15 protein-coding genes are annotated in these 16,815 nt (G+C 52.7%); all 15 read right to left on the reverse strand.

Annotated elements, in window-relative coordinates; genetic code table 11:
• Positions 1-120: 120 nt before the first annotated feature.
• Positions 121-399, reverse strand: a complete 279-nt coding sequence (locus EJQ19_RS27895) for a YxcD family protein (RefSeq protein WP_126144509.1) — start codon at positions 397-399, stop codon at positions 121-123.
• A gap of 2 nt (positions 400-401) precedes the next feature.
• A complete protein-coding gene (locus EJQ19_RS27900; protein ID WP_126144510.1) occupies positions 402-839 on the reverse strand; it encodes a hypothetical protein in 438 nt (145 codons plus the stop codon).
• 85 nt (positions 840-924) lie between these two features.
• Complete coding sequence (locus EJQ19_RS27905; RefSeq protein ID WP_126144511.1) at positions 925-2,085, reverse strand: sensor histidine kinase; 1,161 nt, start codon at positions 2,083-2,085, stop codon at positions 925-927.
• Positions 2,086-2,252: 167 nt separating this feature from the next.
• A complete protein-coding gene (locus EJQ19_RS27910) occupies positions 2,253-3,818 on the reverse strand; it encodes an FMN-binding glutamate synthase family protein (protein WP_126144512.1) in 1,566 nt (521 codons plus the stop codon).
• A gap of 523 nt (positions 3,819-4,341) precedes the next feature.
• The gene (locus EJQ19_RS27915; protein WP_126144513.1) at positions 4,342-5,544 is read right to left on the reverse strand and encodes an anhydro-N-acetylmuramic acid kinase; all 1,203 of its coding nucleotides are present in this window, start codon (positions 5,542-5,544) and stop codon (positions 4,342-4,344) included.
• The gene (nagZ, locus tag EJQ19_RS27920) at positions 5,544-7,199 is read right to left on the reverse strand and encodes a beta-N-acetylhexosaminidase (RefSeq protein WP_126144514.1); all 1,656 of its coding nucleotides are present in this window, start codon (positions 7,197-7,199) and stop codon (positions 5,544-5,546) included. The genes EJQ19_RS27915 and nagZ overlap by 1 nt, the downstream gene beginning before the upstream one ends.
• A gap of 26 nt (positions 7,200-7,225) precedes the next feature.
• The gene (locus tag EJQ19_RS27925; protein ID WP_126144515.1) at positions 7,226-8,152 is read right to left on the reverse strand and encodes an N-acetylglucosamine kinase; all 927 of its coding nucleotides are present in this window, start codon (positions 8,150-8,152) and stop codon (positions 7,226-7,228) included.
• A gap of 26 nt (positions 8,153-8,178) precedes the next feature.
• Positions 8,179-9,321: an exo-beta-N-acetylmuramidase NamZ family protein gene (locus EJQ19_RS27930; protein ID WP_126144516.1), complete on the reverse strand. Its 1,143-nt coding sequence runs from the start codon at positions 9,319-9,321 to the stop codon at positions 8,179-8,181.
• A gap of 99 nt (positions 9,322-9,420) precedes the next feature.
• Entirely contained in the window at positions 9,421-10,128 is a 708-nt protein-coding gene (locus tag EJQ19_RS27935; protein ID WP_126144517.1) for a PIG-L deacetylase family protein, read from the reverse strand.
• A gap of 6 nt (positions 10,129-10,134) precedes the next feature.
• Positions 10,135-11,100: a GNAT family N-acetyltransferase gene (locus tag EJQ19_RS27940; protein ID WP_126144518.1), complete on the reverse strand. Its 966-nt coding sequence runs from the start codon at positions 11,098-11,100 to the stop codon at positions 10,135-10,137.
• 30 nt (positions 11,101-11,130) lie between these two features.
• The gene (locus EJQ19_RS27945; protein ID WP_126144519.1) at positions 11,131-11,991 is read right to left on the reverse strand and encodes a carbohydrate ABC transporter permease; all 861 of its coding nucleotides are present in this window, start codon (positions 11,989-11,991) and stop codon (positions 11,131-11,133) included.
• Positions 11,992-12,009: 18 nt separating this feature from the next.
• Positions 12,010-12,915: a carbohydrate ABC transporter permease gene (locus tag EJQ19_RS27950; protein WP_126144520.1), complete on the reverse strand. Its 906-nt coding sequence runs from the start codon at positions 12,913-12,915 to the stop codon at positions 12,010-12,012.
• A gap of 98 nt (positions 12,916-13,013) precedes the next feature.
• Positions 13,014-14,450 carry an ABC transporter substrate-binding protein gene (locus EJQ19_RS27955; protein WP_126144521.1) on the reverse strand — a complete coding sequence of 479 codons (1,437 nt, stop codon included), beginning with the start codon at positions 14,448-14,450 and terminating at the stop codon, positions 13,014-13,016.
• A 32-nt stretch (positions 14,451-14,482) separates the two neighbouring features.
• Positions 14,483-15,397, reverse strand: coding sequence for an N-acetylmuramic acid 6-phosphate etherase (murQ, locus tag EJQ19_RS27960; protein ID WP_126144522.1), 915 nt, complete (start codon positions 15,395-15,397; stop codon positions 14,483-14,485).
• A gap of 203 nt (positions 15,398-15,600) precedes the next feature.
• A complete protein-coding gene (locus tag EJQ19_RS27965; protein ID WP_126144523.1) occupies positions 15,601-16,467 on the reverse strand; it encodes a MurR/RpiR family transcriptional regulator in 867 nt (288 codons plus the stop codon).
• Positions 16,468-16,815 lie beyond the last annotated feature (348 nt).

Raw genomic sequence — 16,815 nt, forward strand, 5'->3', positions numbered from 1 at the left:
AATTTTCTTACTACTAGCAGTTTACCCGAAGAACATGAGAAGTCCATGAGAAAATATTAAATTTACAAAAAAATAAAAACCGCTTTCCCTATAGGAAAACGGTTCTGAAGTGGAATAGCGTTAAACGGCGATGTCTGCGACAATCTCTTCTTCCAGCGTTAAGCGGATCTGGTCCCAGAACACACGCAATTGAAACTCATTGTATAAATATTGCACAATCGCCTCGAACATATTGGACTGGGTCAAAATTTGACTGCGGCCCTGCGTATGAATTTCTGCGGAGAAACCGAGATCCTCGTCCCACATCAATTCCACATCCACGTCCGTTGGCTTCAGCCCTTTGCGCTGCGCCATATGAAGGCACAGCGCGTTCACAATGTCCTGTTCCGATAAACGCATCGTTAGTTCCACTCCTGATTATGCTTCGGTTTGCGCTTTTGCTTGAAGTACGCCACAATGCGCATAATGAGCATGATAACCACGATAATCGCCAGGACATTAACCATCAGTCCCAGGATGTTGCCCAGGAAGCCCATGCCCCCGAACAAACCGCCGAACAGCATGCCGGCAATACCGCCGATCAGGAGACCTTTCATCAAACCGCCACTGAAAAATCCAGGCTTCTTCGTCGCCGTTGTCGAACCGGTGGTTGTCTTCGTTGCGTTATTCGTGTTAGTCTCGGTTTTCGTCGTGTTGCTCGTCGTAGCTTTCTGCTGATTGCTTGGCGTGTAGCTCTTCTTAGGCGCTTTGTATGACGTTTTCGCGGAAACGATTGTCGGCACTGTCACCGAGAACACCAGCATACTTGCCATGATGAGCGTAATTACTTTTTTCAGCATTGTGTCTGAACCCTCCAGGTTTGAGAATTGATTGAAAGTCTTGTCACTTTCATCCCATTCTATACGCCTGCCGAGCAATTTGGTTTCAAGGTTTGTCCGATTTGTTGAATATAAAATGAAACGTTGACCCGCGCTCGTCGCTCTGAATCTTAATTTCTGCGTCATGACGCCTTGCAATGTCAAAGCAAATCGAAAGTCCCAGGCCTGTTCCGTTCTCTTTCGTTGTCAGAAACGGCGTCCCCAATTTCTTAAGGATGTGCGGAGGGATGCCTTTTCCTTCATCCTTCACGGAAAAGCCAAGCTGCACCACGCTCTCAAACAAGGAAATGGTCACGCAAGCGCCTTTCTCCGACGCTTCCAAGCTGTTTCTCACCAGATTGATCAAAACTTGCTGAATCTCTTTCGCATTGAAGCTCAGCCGCGACACTTGAGCCGGGATAAACTTGATTCGCTTCCCCATCATCAACGCATCCGCTTCCAAGATGGGCATGACCGCTTGAAACGTCGCCAGCAAATCCTGCTCTTCGCATTCTTGCGGGTCGTTATGCTTCGCGAGTGACAAAAAATTACCGATGATTTCATTCGCCCGATCCAGCTCGCTAATGATGAGGTCATAATAATTATGATGGTTTGGCGTCTTGCTCTGCTGCATCAACTGCAGGAAGCCGCGCACAGTCGTGATCGGATTGCGGACCTCATGACTGATGCTTGCCGCCATCTGGGCGACCAAACTAAGTCGATCAAGCCTCGTTATTTCATTGCGAAGTTGGGCGTACTCTTCCACTTTTTCATCTATAATCTTCTCTAAAATCGTTTTATCCGTACGCACTTGTCGTTCTCTCAGGACATACTTGGTAATATCCTCCGAAGATGCAACGACACCGAGTACGTCACCTCTTTGATTTAGTATCGGACTTGAATTCCAGACGGAGACCAGCCGATGATCGTCTTCCCATACAAATTCCAACACTTCCTCGCGCACTTCCACTTGCTGGGATCCGGAGCGTTGCATCGGCATCTCTTCAGGCTCGAGCTCGATGCCGTCCCGATACACTTTTACGTTCGGGGACTCGCTCGCCGAATGCGAGAAATTGCAGCCTGACGAAATGCGCAGCATCGATGAAGCTTTAGCGTTGTGGAAGATCTTCGTACAATACGGGTCAGTGGCCAATGAAATGCCGCCTGGAGATTTTTCAAAAATCGACCAGTATTCGTTCGGGATTTGGTTGCCGGTTTCAAATAGCATAAGATTCCTTCCCAAAAAGCGATGAGCCGATCCTTGTTCGCTCTTCTTTTCTATGTAGTAAATGCTGATGACAATGATTATTTCGATTTTAAGAATCAAAATCCCTTCAACGACTTGTAAATAGGCTGTTGGTACCAAAAAAAAAGCCGCATTCCTGCGGCTTCTTCTTATGTCTCAGGATAAGGAAACAAGTCAATGATGCGCTGCGTCTGCCCATTGCTATTCGTAAAGACGACATGCTCGCGCGTCAATCCCCGCGGACTTTCCAACCCGCATGCCGCCGCCAGGGAGAATAGCCCTTCTCTCAGCTGCAAAATATAGTTCATCACGCGCCACTGCTTCTCCTCCGGCGCCAACGCCGCCTGATACTTGGCGTCCGTCGTCGTAATGCCTGTCGGGCACTTGCCGGTATGGCACTGCAATGCCATAATGCAGCCGTTTGCCATCATAAAGCCGCGGGCGGAGTTGACGCAATCGGCCCCAAGCGCCAGCGCGATCGCCACCTTATCCGGCGTGATCAGCTTCCCGGAGGCGAAAATTTTCAGTTTCTCGCGAACGCCGTATTTGCGGGCCGTATCGTCCAAAATGATTAAGGCTGCGTAAAGCGGCAGGCCCATACCATCGGCCATCGCCTTAAACGTGGCCCCGGAACCGCCTTCTGAACCGTCAACCGTGATAAAATCGGGCACGATGTCGAGCTCCACCATCGCCTGGAACATGGGCTCTAACCGCTTGGGATCACCGACGACGATTTTTACGCCTACCGGCTTCCCGCCTTCCTCCTGCAGCATTCGGATGAAGCGAAGCGCTTCCTCGGGATTCGTCAGAAACTCGAAACGGTTAGGCGAGTTGACCGTTTTGCCGATCGGCACCAGCCGAGTCGCAGCCACCTTTTCTGTCACCTTCGAGCCTTCCAGATGGCCGCCGCGAATTTTCGCGCCCTGGTGAAATTTGAGCTCGAATGCTTTGATGTTCGGTATTAAGGCTTTGGCCCGAAACGCTTCGATCGAGAACTGCCCGATGTCATCCCGGAAGCCAAACAACCCAGGCCCGATCTGAGAAACTACATCTGCACCGGAAGCGAGATGCTCCTCCGCCACACCGCCCTCGCCGGTGTTGATCCACGAGCCGCCTGCCATGCTGGCGCCGTGTCCGGTCGATTGAATGTAGTTCTCGCCTACGGCGCCGAACGATGTGGCCGAAGCGCCGAACATGCCTTTCAGCCGCCAAGGGTGCTTGCGCGCCTCACCGACGATGATCGCATCTTCATCCAGCAGCAGCCAAGGCTTGACTTGATCATCAATGAATTTTTCCTGTCGGGTAAAAAGCCCTTCATCCGTAATGACGTATTTCTTTCCGGCCAGCATGGAGGCGTTATCCACACGCAGCTCACTCGATAACTTGGGGAATATGCTGTTCGACAAGTAAAACCCCGGTTTCTCGTAGTCGCGTCTCCCACCGAACGAAATCAGATCCGTCCGATATTTGGCTGCATACACGAGCCCTACAAAATCGGCCCGCGAAAACGGCCTTCCTTCCGTGTCATGATCGAACCAATACTGCCGGAACTCCGGCCCCAGCTTCTCGAGCAAGTAACGGACCCATCCGAGAAACGGGTGGGAACGGATGATCGAATGCTTCGGCTGCTTGGACAGCACATACATATATCCGAAAAAAACGAGGGGCGGAAGAATCACAATGACAAGCAACACGGTTAATAACAGAGTAAGCACACTGGTTTACCTCCTGAGCGACAATAAAACTACACTGTAGTGATCTCCCTATTATACGCCTTGAAGCAAATTTTGGAAAAGAGTGTGGGAAAGCAACCTCTTGTTCTCGTTCACCCGCCGCTCTTCTGGACGGTAAACAAGCCCCCCACGAGGATGAACTGGAAAACCTCCCGTTCATTTGCGGAAAAACGCAATCCTGCGAGAATGAACTGGAAAACTTCCAGTCTATTTCGAGTATAGGCCAATTATTGAGCTGCGGAGCTCAAATGAGATGGAGCTTTTCCAGTTTATCACTTCCTTTCGCGTGGAAAGCTGAATATGAACGGGAGGAATTCCAGTTGGCTGAGCCAGAATGGATGAGCTGAGCTGGATGAGCTGAGCTGAGCGGAATGTGCTAGGTGGAATGTGCTGGGTGCGGGCCTTTATGTGAATAGGACATAGAAAGCTTTGAGCCATTTTCCAACAAGACAAAAAGCCTGCCCCGTCGTCTAAGACGGTGCAAGCTATGACATGCTGTGCCCCCTTACGGCAGCGCCAGTTTACCCATGATGGTCGGCCGGTCGGCACCGGTGGCCGACGGCAGGTTGTTCGGCACGCCGTGAATCCAGTCGTTGCCGAGCAACGCAAACAGGATCGCTTCCTTCGCGTCGCCGGAAATGCCGAACGCATCGGACGTGGTGATCGCCTGCTGCGGCAGCAGCGCCTGCAGCATGGCGAGCAGTGTGCGGTTGCGCGCGCCGCCGCCGCTGACGATCACTTCCGCGATTTCCATCCGCGGAAGGATGAAAGCCTCATACGCGCGCGCGATCGAATGCGCGGTGAACGCCGTGGCTGTCGCGACGATGTCGTCGGGCGACAGGCCTTGCGCCTGCACGCCGGCGAGCCACGCCAGCGTGTAGGCTTTGCCGAACAGCTCCCGCCCCGTGGTCTTGGGCGGGAGCTGAGCGAAGTACGGATGTGCGAGCATCTGCTCGAGCACATCCGCCTGCACCTTGCCGCGCGCCGCCCATGCGCCGTCGGCGTCGTAGGCGAGCTGTCCGCCGGACAGCTCGTGCACGACTTGATCTAGGACCATGTTCCCCGGTCCTGTGTCAAAGGCAATCAGCTCGGCGTCTTCCACGCGAGCTGTCTCGCCCATGGCCGGGATCGCCGTGCAATTGCCGATCCCGCCGATGTTTTGCAGGATGCGGCCCTTCGCCGCGTCCCGGAACAAGATCAGGTCGCCGTAAGGTGCAAGCGGCGCCCCCTGTCCGCCGACCGCCATATCGGCGGTGCGGAAATCGCCGACAACGGGGCGGCCCGTCCGTTTGGCGAGCACAGACAAATCGCCGATTTGCAGCGTCGATTTCGGTAAGTACGCATTCGCGGCATCCGCGAGCGGGATATGCCACACGGTTTGCCCGTGCGAGGAGATCAGATCAATCTCCTCCATCTTCATCCCGGCGAGCTCCGCCGTCCGCAGCACCGCCTCGGCAAACTTCTCCGCCATGACGACGTTCATGCCGCATACCTGCGCAACGTCCGAATGCTCGACGGAGCACAACGCCTTCAACTTCTCCCGCAGCTCCTCGTCGTAGGAGAAGCTTTCAAAATGCAACGGCTGCACCTTCGCGTTCATGCCGCAGCCATCAATGCGCACGATGGCAACGTCGATGCCGTCCAGCGACGTGCCGGACATGAGACCGGCGACAACCAGACTTTTTTTCTCCAGCAGTTGACGTAGCATCACGCGTTCCCCTCCCAGCGCCAGCCAGCCGGGAAAGCGTCGCTAAGCGACACCGGCAGTCGCCCTTTCATCGGCAGCTCGCCAAGTAAGCAGCGAGCCGTGCTTTGCAGCGCTAGCGGCCGGCTCTCGTAGGCCGCGACGAATGTGGATGCGTCCGCAGGCAGCTCCAGCAGGTCGTACGGCACACGCAGCGCGACGACGATGAGCGGCTTGCCGAGCGCTTGCAGCGCGCGCAGCAGCTCGCCTTGCGGCGCATGGAATCTTGCGTTGTACGTCCCGATTACGATCTGCGCCACGTCCGCAGCAGCGGCTTCCGCCAGCACCGCCGCATGCTCATCGGCGACGGCGGCCAGCGGCAGCACGCGGTCGACAACCTCGAGGCCGCGATCTGCCAGCGCAGCGCCCAGGCTCGATGCGGCGTAAGCTTCGTCGACGCCGGACGATACGGCCGCCGCGACGGTGATCGCGAGCGTCCGCACGCGTCTCAGCGGGAGCAGGCCCTGCTCGTCCTTGACGAGCGTGACGGACGCTTCGCTGAGACGCTGGGCGACCGCGCGGTGCGCTTCGGTCGCCAAAGCCTCGGACGCAGCGCTGGCCGGCTGCGCCCCCACCAAGCCGCGGCGCGTTTTCAGCGCCAGCAGCCGCGCCACCGACGCGTCGATGCGCGCTTCGCTGATGCGCCCATCCTGCACCGCCTGCTCGATCGCATCGATCGCGCCGAGCTGCAAATCCATGCGATGGCTGATCAGGACCAGATCAGCCCCGGCTTCGATCGCCATCACGCTGGCGGCGACCGTTCCGTAATGGACGGCGATGGCGTTCATTTCCATGCAATCCGTCATGATGACGCCGTCGAAGCCGAGCTCTTCCCGCAGCAAGCCGGTAAGCACCGCTTTCGACAGCGTCGCCGGACGCTTCTCTGGCTCAAATGCCGGAAAATAAATATGCGACGACATGATCGCATCAACGCCATGCCCGATCGCTTTGACGAAAGGAACTAGCTCCAGCGAACGAATCCGCGCCTGATCGTGCGCAATCGTCGGTAAATCCAGATGCGAGTCTACGCTCGTATCGCCATGACCCGGAAAATGCTTTGCCGTCGCGACGACGTTCGCATCCTGATACCCTTGAACCGCACGCACACCGAAATCCGCGACAAGCTCAGCCGATTCGCCAAACGAACGCACGCCGATGACGGGATTCTTCGAGTTATTGTTCACATCCAGCACCGGCGCAAAGTTCAGGTTAATGCCAAGCGCCCGCAGCTCTCGGCCCGAGATGTAAGCCGATGCATAGGCGGCTTCGTGATTCAACGCTTGATCGCCTTCTTGTTCCCCCATCGCGCCTGCCGCCAAAGCCATCTGCCCCGGCATCAACGCGACGCCTTCGGTAATCCGGGCTACCATCCCGCCTTCCTGATCGATGGATACCCAGAGCGGCCACGTATCCGACGCTGCCGCAAGCTGCTGCACCTCGTTCGACAGCGCGGCAACCTGCTCAATGTTCTCCACATTGCGTGCAAAATAAATGACGCCGCCCACATGATGCTCTTGAATGAGTTCCTTCACACGTTCCGTAGACGCCGTGCCTTCAAAGCCGCAGAGCAGCATTTGACCGATTTTTTCCCGGAGCGTCATTTCTTCTAGTTTTTTCATGCCGTAAAGCTCCCCTTTCCACTCGTTCATGCTTGCGCGGCTTCCAGTCGGTTAAGCGCCATCCGAACAGCGCCGCTGGCCGCATCTTTTTTCGCTTCAATACAAGAAAGCTCAGGATACCTTTCCTTTATACGCTCGGCAAAACCTTGCCGAATTTCTCGATTCTGGAGCAGTACACTGCCTGCCATCGCCAGGCTTCCCGTTTGCATGGACAGCTTCTCGATCACCGGTGCTGCCATGGTTGCGAGCGCCTCTGCATGTTTGGCCGCAATCGCCCACGCAGCTGAATCTCCCAGCTCACAAGCTTTACCCAAAATCGGGGCCAGCGCCGCAATATCTTTTTTATTCGTAGACTTGTTATAGACAAACCCGACAATCTCCTGGACTGAGGCGAGCCCGAGCTGCTCGTACACCATGCCGGAGATGACCGTTTCCGGAATTCGCCCATCATGAGCCTGGACTGTCGCGGACAGCAGATCGCGTCCGATGGCATAACCGCTGCCCTCATCGTCGATCAGGTGCCCGTAGCCGCCGGAGCGCACCGATTCGCCCGCTTTTTTTTTGCCGTAACAGATCGACCCTGTTCCTGCGATCACAATGATCCCGACCTCGCTGTCATGCGCCCCGCAAAGCGCGGTTTCCTGATCGCCGGTTATGAGCAGCCCGCCTTCGTAGCCGCACGCTCTCACATTGGCTTCCAAACGTGCACGAACCGTCGGGTTGCTGACACCCGCCGCCCCGATCACGATCTGCTTGCAAGGGTCAAGCCCGCCGCACGCTCCTGCAATCCCCGCAAAAATATCTTGAAAGCTGCGCCGAATGCTTTCCTCGTCCTGCCCGTTGTAGTTGATCGCTCCGGAGGTAAATGTATGGACCAACAAGCCGTTCTCATCCGCAATTTTCACTGACGTTTTCGTGCCTCCGCCATCCAGTCCCGCTACAAATCGTCTCACGCTTCCACCTCTTCCTGCACTAGATCTTACTTATATAAATGATAAGCTGCTTTCATTGTCGCAAATGTGGTGCTCTCCGCTTGAAACTTCTCCAATAGCTCCGCCAGGCCGACTTCCTCGTTCCGATACACATTGTCACCGCACAGCAAATCGATGAAAGGCCGTGAACCTTCCCGGAGCGGCGGCAGGAATTCAAACGCCTCATAGTTGTTCTTGATCGTATACATCAGTGTCACGCCTGTCTCAAACGGCCGAACCGCCTGTTTGTCAAGCACGTGAATCTGAACGCCGCTGCAATTTTCGCCGAGATGCTTCGACGTCGTCGGTTTGAAATGAATCGGCCTGAACCAGACGCCCGGCAGTTTCTTCGCGTTCATCTCATCCGCCAGCCGCTGTCCGTCGATGTACGGCGCGCCAATGGCCTCGAACGGCACCGTCGTGCCGCGTCCTTCCGACATGTTCGTGCCTTCAAACACGCATGTCCCCGGATACATGAGCGCTGTTTCATATCTTGGCAATCCCAAGGACGGCATGATCCACTCGCGACCGGTTTCCGGAAACCGCATGCTGCGGGACCATCCTTCACAAGGCACAACATGTAAATCGCAGCCCCACTTCATTTGGTCGTTCGCCATCAAGGCCAATTCTCCTGCCGTCAAGCCATAACGCACCGCAAGCGGATAGTTGCCAACAAACGATTGAAAGCCTTCTTTTAACACATTGCCTTCTACCGTAATGCCGTCCAGCGGATTAATGCGGTCGAGCACGACGAACGGCTTGCCCGCCTTCGCGCAATCTTCAATCGCGTAAAGCATCGTATAAATAAACGTATAATACCGTGTGCCGACATCCTGAATATCGTACACAATCATGTCGACGCTATCCAACATTTCCGACGTGAGTCGTTTGGAATCCTTGCGATACAAACTGTATACCGGAACGCCTGTGATCGGGTCGAGATACGTATCGACGAACGCACCGGCCGCTTGATCGCCGCGCACGCCGTGCTCTGGCGAGAAGAGAGCCGCCAGCTCGAATTGTTCATGCAAAACTTGAATCGTAGAGACAAAGTCTTTCGTCAGTCCCGTCGGTGCGGTAATCAGGCCGAGCCGCTTTCCTTTAAAAAGATGAGCATATTGTTCGATGCGGTCAATGCCGTTCAGTATCATGTCAGCGCCTCGTTCCTGCGATATAGTTTAATGAAGAAAAGCCCCTGCTCGAGCCATCGAATCGGAAAAACGGCTGCGTGCAGAGGCGGTTAGGATGGCCTATAATTCAGTTTTAAGAACACGCATATTTTCTTCCGGAATCATAAACGTCTGCGCATATTGCTTGCGAGCTTCAATACCGCGAACGCGCATCAAATGCTTGTAGTACTCCAGGTAAGGGAACGATTTGCTGCCGGTGATGAACCAATGCGTAGAAGCCGCTTTGACCCATAGATCAAACGCTTCCTGGTCGAAATCCACATAAACGTAAGGACGGTAGTCGACGGCATCCTCCCAGTTCTCGGCATAGTACAGACGCTGGGCAAAATGGGCAGGAAGCTCCCGCTCAAAGGAAGCAAGCGCTGCAAAAAAACGGGCATCATTGACAATGCGATGCGTCGTCATATGATCCTTGTGCATGGAGTTTTTCCAGTGGGTGATGATCACATTCGGCTTCACTTTTCGGATCACATCCGCCACACGGAAGCGCATCTCGGTGCTGTCCTCCAGCTCGCCGTCCGGAATATCGTCGAACACATACGCTTCGCCGCCAAGCATTTCAGCAAACGTGTGCGCTTCCCGCACTTTTTGCGCGTGATACTCTTTCATATCCTGTCCAGCCGGTACGCCTCGTTCGCCTGCGGTTAGAGCCAGTGTCGCAATGCGGTCTCCTTTGAGCGAGTGGCTGGCAAGCACGCCTCCTGCCGTTAACTCTGCATCCCCTACATGGCCACCAATGGCCAGAATCGTCATCTGCTGTTCACTCATGGCTGATTAAAACTCCCTTCGCATGACAGAAAATTGTTTTACCGTCGTAAAGCCGGCTTTCTCGTAAATGCGGATCGCAGGGTTCGTACTGCCCGTATATAGCGACATGTACGGCGTCCCGATCGCTTGAAAAGCTTCGCACAGCTTATAGAATAAGATGCTGCCGAGCCCGTGCCCTTCATGGTCGGGATGGACCCCAATCCCGGCGAAATAGCCTCTGCCGTTCGCCTGCTTGATGACAGGGCCGGCAAAACCGACAACTTTGCCATGATGAGCGGCAATGACGACCGGCACACCGTTAGCGGTTGCCGCACCGATCTCCTTTTGCCATAACGGATTGTCAAAACCTTGCAGCATGTCATGGACACCCTGATGTTTCTCGGCATCGAACAACGCTACCGTATAGCCTTCCACGGCTGCTTTCCGCTCCTTCGCCACACTCTCTTCGGGCATGACAAAGTTGTCGAGGTTCAAATACATGGCGCATTCCTTCGCTCGTTCCACGTAACCTGCGCCAAGCAAATAGGCATACAGCTTACTGTCTACCGGCACGCCCGGCGCATTGTTATGCTCATGTTTCGGTGTGTTCGGAATATACCATGGGAGCATCATCGGGTTGAAGAAAAGTACGTCCCCTTGCTTTTTGCCCCGCTCTTGAAAGCGTCCTTCCAAAGCTTGCAGCAGATCTGCATAATTCGCTTCGGTTTGATAACCGTCTGCCAGGACAATGCAAGTGATGTACCCTGCTTTGTCCCCAATTGGGAGATCGTCTCCCGTGCAGCCGCAGGCAAAACCGACGACATGCGTTTGATCCAGCAGCACGAACGTATTCAATTCGTCCCAATACGCATTGTCCGTGAATATATGCCGAAAGCTTTCGTCATCCAGCTCCTTGTAGGCGTCTTTCACGGCTTCCTTGTTCCACAAAGCGATGACGTCTTGCGTATACTTGTCTTCCCAAGTGACTATCATGCTGCGATCCTCCCCCATGCGCGGCGGCGATCAGCCTTTGACCGCACCGACCGTAACGCCTTCCAAGAAGTACTTTTGCAAGCTGAAGAACAGAATGAACATCGGCAAAGCCGAGATTGTCGCTCCGGCCATCATCGGCGCAATGAACGTCGTGTTGGCGAAGCGGAAGTTTTTCAGACCGACTTGAATCGTCTGCATATCCATCGTGTTCGTGACCAGCAGCGGCCAGAAGAACGTATTCCAGCTGTCCATGAACGTTAGAATCGCCATTACGGCAAGCACCGTTTTGGACAGTGGCAGGATGATCCGCCAATAAATGGTGAACTGGCTGCAGCCTTCAATTTTGGCGCTTTCCATAATTTCATTCGGAATAGAGCTCATGAATTGCTTGGCGAGAAAAATATTATAAACGGTTACGATTCCCGGCATAATCAGCGCCGTATACGTATTCTGAAGTTCAAATACGTTGACGATGAGAATATACAAAGGAACCTGTGTCACTTGATACGGAATCATCATGGACACGAGCAGGATGGAGAACAGCACGCCTCTTCCTTTAAAACGGAGCTTGGAGAATGCGAAGCCGGCCATACTCGCGAAGATGACGTTGGACACCATCACCGACGTTGCCACAATCAAAGAGTTCAGAAGCCATCTGTAGGAAAATTCGCTAAAATCAAAGAAAAACTTGAAGGATGCGAAAGTCATCTTACTAGGCAAAATCGAATAAGACACAGCACCTGCTTCTACCGGGTCCGCGAAGGACGAAATGACCATGAAGTAAATCGGAAATACCGTCGCCAGAGCAAAAAGCAGAAGGGCGATAAAAATAATGGTGTTGCGCGACTTGCGTACGCCGGGTTTCCCCGCGTGATTGCTGTAAAGAGCCATGATTGTTATCCCCCTCTCTTAGTACTCGACGTCTTTGCCGGCATATTTGAATTGAATGACGGAAATGCAAGCGATAATGACAGCAAGCACGAGCGATTGCGCTGCCGCTTTACCGAAATCAAAGAAGGTAAAGGCATTGTTGAAGATCAGCAAGCCGACCATCGTAGTCGCGTTGTTCGGACCGCCGCCAGTCATGAGGTACGCGTTCTGGAAAACCTGGAACGAACCGATGACACCGGTAACGAGCAAGAACAAGGTAGCCGGTTTTAGGGCCGGAACTACGATGTACCACAGTTTTTGAAAAAAGTTCGCGCCGTCCATTTCTGCGGCTTCGTAATACGTATCGTCGATCCCCAGGAGGCCCGCCAAATAAATGATGATGGACGTACCGTGCGAAGACAGCCAAGACATCAGGACAAGCGAGAACATCGCCGTTGAGCTGGAACCCAGCCAGTTCTGATTGCTGAAACCGAAGAAACGAATCAGTTGATTCAGAATTCCGCCTTCCATCGGATCGAAGATCCATAGCCACACGACGGACAAGGCAACGCCTGACGCGACAACCGGCAAATAGTACACGGCTTTAAAGAACGTTTGCGTCGATTTGCGGAATGGCAGGATCAGGATCGCGATGGCCATCGAAATACACAAGTTCACGGGAACGGTCAGGATCGTGTATACGACGGTATTTTTCATCGCCTGCCAGAAAAGCGGGTCTTTCAACGTTGCTACATAGTTGTCAAATCCCACATAGGTGGAACCTAGCGGTTTATACTTTTGAAACGAAATAATAAACGCACTGACGACGGGATATGCCGTGAACATCGCAAAAGCAATCAAAGCGACGGCAATGAACGTATACCCCCAGGCGCCGTCCCCTTTGATTCTTTGACGTTTGATCGGTTTAGCGATATTCGTAGCCATCGTGTCCCCTCCAATCTCTAAATACTACTCCTGTAAAATAGTTCGGATAGCCGCGGCACTTTTCTGCGCGACTATCCGAGCCATGTCATCGGTATGAATTAGTCTTTTACGACACCGTCGGCGCCGAATGCAGCGATCGCAGCTGTTTTCACAGCTTCGTACATCGCTTCAGGCGTTACTTCGCCTGCAATCAGACCTTGGAATTTCGGTACGATGACTTCCGTTTCCAATTTGATTGCTTTTGCAGCCAAGTCTGTCGGAATGTCCGAACGAGCCGGTGTTGCATTTTTCAGCATGTAGTCAACAGCTGCCACGTTTTCAGGGCTTCTATCGATCTTCATGCTTTCAGCTGCTTTCTTCGCGCTTTGTGTAATGTGCGCAGCGAACAAATCGTTGTTCGTTGTCGCCGCTACACTGCCGCTAGCCAAGAAGTAAGCCGCTTTTACCACGTTAGCTTTGTGCTCTGCTGTCGGGTCTTTTTTACCGCGGAACGTCATGTAGCCGTCAACAACTGTTGCATAGGAAGGTTTCGCACCTTGGAACGTTGGAGCTGGCAGGACCACATAGTCCACTGGAATAGAATCTTTTACAGCGCTAGCGTCCTTGGCAGCCAGTTTCGCGTTGTTGGCTTTCGCGGAGTTCTCGAATACCGCCAGACCTTTACCAGTGATCATCGTTTGACCTGTCAAGAACATGTTCCAACGTTTACCCGCATCAACGGAGCTCAGCTCTTTCGGCATGGAGCCGTCGTCGATCAATGCGCGCAGATCTTTCAGGAGACCCAGGTAGTTTTTGCTAGTGTATGCATATTTGTTATCTTTATTAAATGCGTAAGGCATGCCGGCATTTTTTGCCATGATGCCCAGGTAGTCAACCGCGGCTACGCCTTTCACGGCGAATACGAAACCGTAACGTGTTTTGCCGTTTTCCGTTACAACGCCTTTCTTGATCGCTTGACGGAACTCATCGTATGTCCAGCCATTCGTTTGAACTTTTTTCCAATCGATGCCTGCTTGTTCCAGGTACGCTTTGTTACCGCCTAATGCGTGAACTTCCATGTAAGCCGGGAAGCCGTAGAGGCCTTTGCCATTTTTCATGTAGTCTAGCGGCGCTTTGTCGTAGTCGGAGATCATTTCTGGTTTCACGGTATCCGTAATATCCATGAGCAAGCCTTGCTCGATGTACTTCGGAATGCTGTCCGATCCGCCGAAAGCGATGTCCGGAGGGCTGCCTGCATTCACTTGCGTATCCAGTTTCTGCTTCACATCTTCCCAGCTAGCCGGTTCGATTTTCAGCGTCAGGTTCGGGTACAGTGTGTTGAAGTCTTTCGCCATTTGCTCAAAGTTCTTTTGATAGTTTGGCGAAACCGGTGGCAGCAATGCCGTGATGGTGTCTTTCGCTTGCGATGCAGCAGACGTAGCCGCCGCGGAAGCAGCAGGAGAAGCAGATTCTTTGGTACCAGAGGAACTACCGCATGCTGTGAGAGCCATTGTTAACGCAACAACTGATGCTAATACGGGCATTTTTCTTTTCATGAAAAAGTGACCTCCTCATATTTTTCTGCTATTTACACAACTTGACTAAAAGAACGAATTGCTCTTTTCAAACTGCCTTCACTTTGCTCGAGGGCGTTTTCCGCCGCCTCAACGTTAAGGCCTGTTTTAATCATCATGATGGCCAGCTTGCAGTTCATTGAAGCCGCTTCCAAATGGGAAATTGCCGTCGCTTCGTCTACGCCGGTTGCCGTTCGGATAATGCGCACGGACCGATCATACAGCTTGATATTGCTCGCTTTCATATCCACCATGAGATTGTTGAACGTCTTGCCAAGCTTCACCATCGTACAGGTCGTCAGCATATTCAGAACCAGCTTCTGTGCTGTCCCCGCTTTCAATCGGGTGGATCCCATGATAACTTCTGGCCCTACAACCGGTGAAATACACACATCACAGAAAGGCTCAAGCTTGGATTGCTTGTTGTTCACAACGCCGATTGTAGCAGCGCCGATCTCCTTCGCCTTTCGAATGGCGCTGATAACGAATTGCGCGCTGCCGCTGGCTGTAATGCCAATGACTGCGTCCTTCTCCGTCACGCCGCACCGTTCAATGAGCGCGATCCCCTCCTCTGCATTATCTTCAAAGCCTTCGACTGCAAATCGGAGCGCTACGTCCCCGCCTGCGATATGACCTTGAACCAGCATGGCATCCACACCAAAAGTAGGAGGACATTCAGAAGCGTCGAGTACACCGAGTCTGCCAGAAGAACCAGCTCCTACGTAGAACATTCTGCCGCCGTTTTTCAGAACCTGATGCAAGATGTCAACCGCTTTGGTGATCTGCGGAATTTCCGCGCCCACTGCTGCGGGAACCAGTGCATCCTGCTCGTTCATCAGACGAAGCATTTGTTCTGTTGTACATTCGTCGATCATCTGCGTTTTCTCGTTGATTTCTTCCGTAGTCAACCCCGACAGATACTCATCCATTGTCGCAACCTCCTATCCTGTTTGTTTCGCTTTCATGAGTTCATACTAACGAAAAATTTCATCTTGGTCAATACTTTTTGAAATTTTATTTTATTTTACAATAAAAGTTTGATTTTTTATTTTATTGTCCAATTGTGATGAAATTTGGCGACAACAAAAAAAAGACAATGGTTATTGTTTATCATAACCATTGTCTTTCGCGCTTATTTACGATGTTTGGTACTTGCTATAATATCGTGCGTCTTGCTCAGATACTTCTTTACATTTTTGTATTCCGCACTGGCGACGCCCGCAAACAGCACGTCGATCACCGTCAGCATGGCGATCCGCGAACCCATCGCGCCGCTGCGAATCGTCAGCTCCGGTGTGGAAATACTAAGCACAATGTTCGCTTTCTCCGCCAACTCGCTTTTGTTGTATTTCGTAATCGCGATGACGGTCGCACCGTTCTTCTTCACAATGTCCAGCGTATCCAAGATCTCGGACGTACTGCCGGAATTGGAAATGAAAATCGCGACATCCTTCTTGTCCATCAGTGTAGCAGCCGTCAGTTGGCTGTGGCCGTCCGTATACGTATGGCACATTTTGTTGATCCGTGAAAACTTTTGCTCCGCATCGATGCCGACAAGTCCGGAAGCGCCGATTCCAAAGAAAACGATCCGGTTGCATTCTCTGAGCACTTTGACCGCGCGGGCGATCTCGCTTTTATCGATGACGCTTAACGTATCCTCAATGGATTTGCTGTTATTGTGGAAAATATTCGAAATAATAATCGGCAGATCGTCCCCGGGCTGAATGTCCGTATACTGATCCTTCTGATCCTCATCCATCGAGCCGACCGAAGCCGAAATGCTGACGATAAAGTTCCGGTACCCTTTATATCCCATCGTTTTGCAAAAACGCAGCACAGAAGCGTCGCTCGTTTTGGTTAACTGCGCCAGACTCTTGATCGACAAATGCGGAATATCCGCGACATTGTCCAAAATATAATCGGCCACCAGCTTCTCGACGGGCGTCAGGCTGTCTCGCATGTCCCGAATTTTAATCAATATATTGTCGTGAATTGACATCGCTCTTCCCTGCCCGGTATCAAATTTTCTGATAAAATTACTATCATCATACGAAGATTTGTTTCAAATTACAAGAACCTTCGTGTCATCCTTTCTTATCCAATTCGCCATTAACGGGAATTTTATTGCAAAAATCAAGGTTAGAAGTGAAATTAAATTTCAGTTAAAAAGCTACAGCACGAAGAGCCCTCTCCGAGTTGGGGATTGGGAGGGCAGGGACAAGTGAGGCTGCCTGGGGATGCGGATGCGGAGTAGAGGGGGCATATTCGCGCAGCGGTCATCCAAAGCTGCAAATATGCAGGAATTTGCAGCCATCCTCGGCTGTTTTCAAGAAATACCTGCGATTCA

The organism is Paenibacillus whitsoniae (assembly GCF_003955665.1).
Classification (GTDB): Bacteria; Bacillota; Bacilli; order Paenibacillales; family NBRC-103111; genus Paenibacillus_E; species Paenibacillus_E whitsoniae.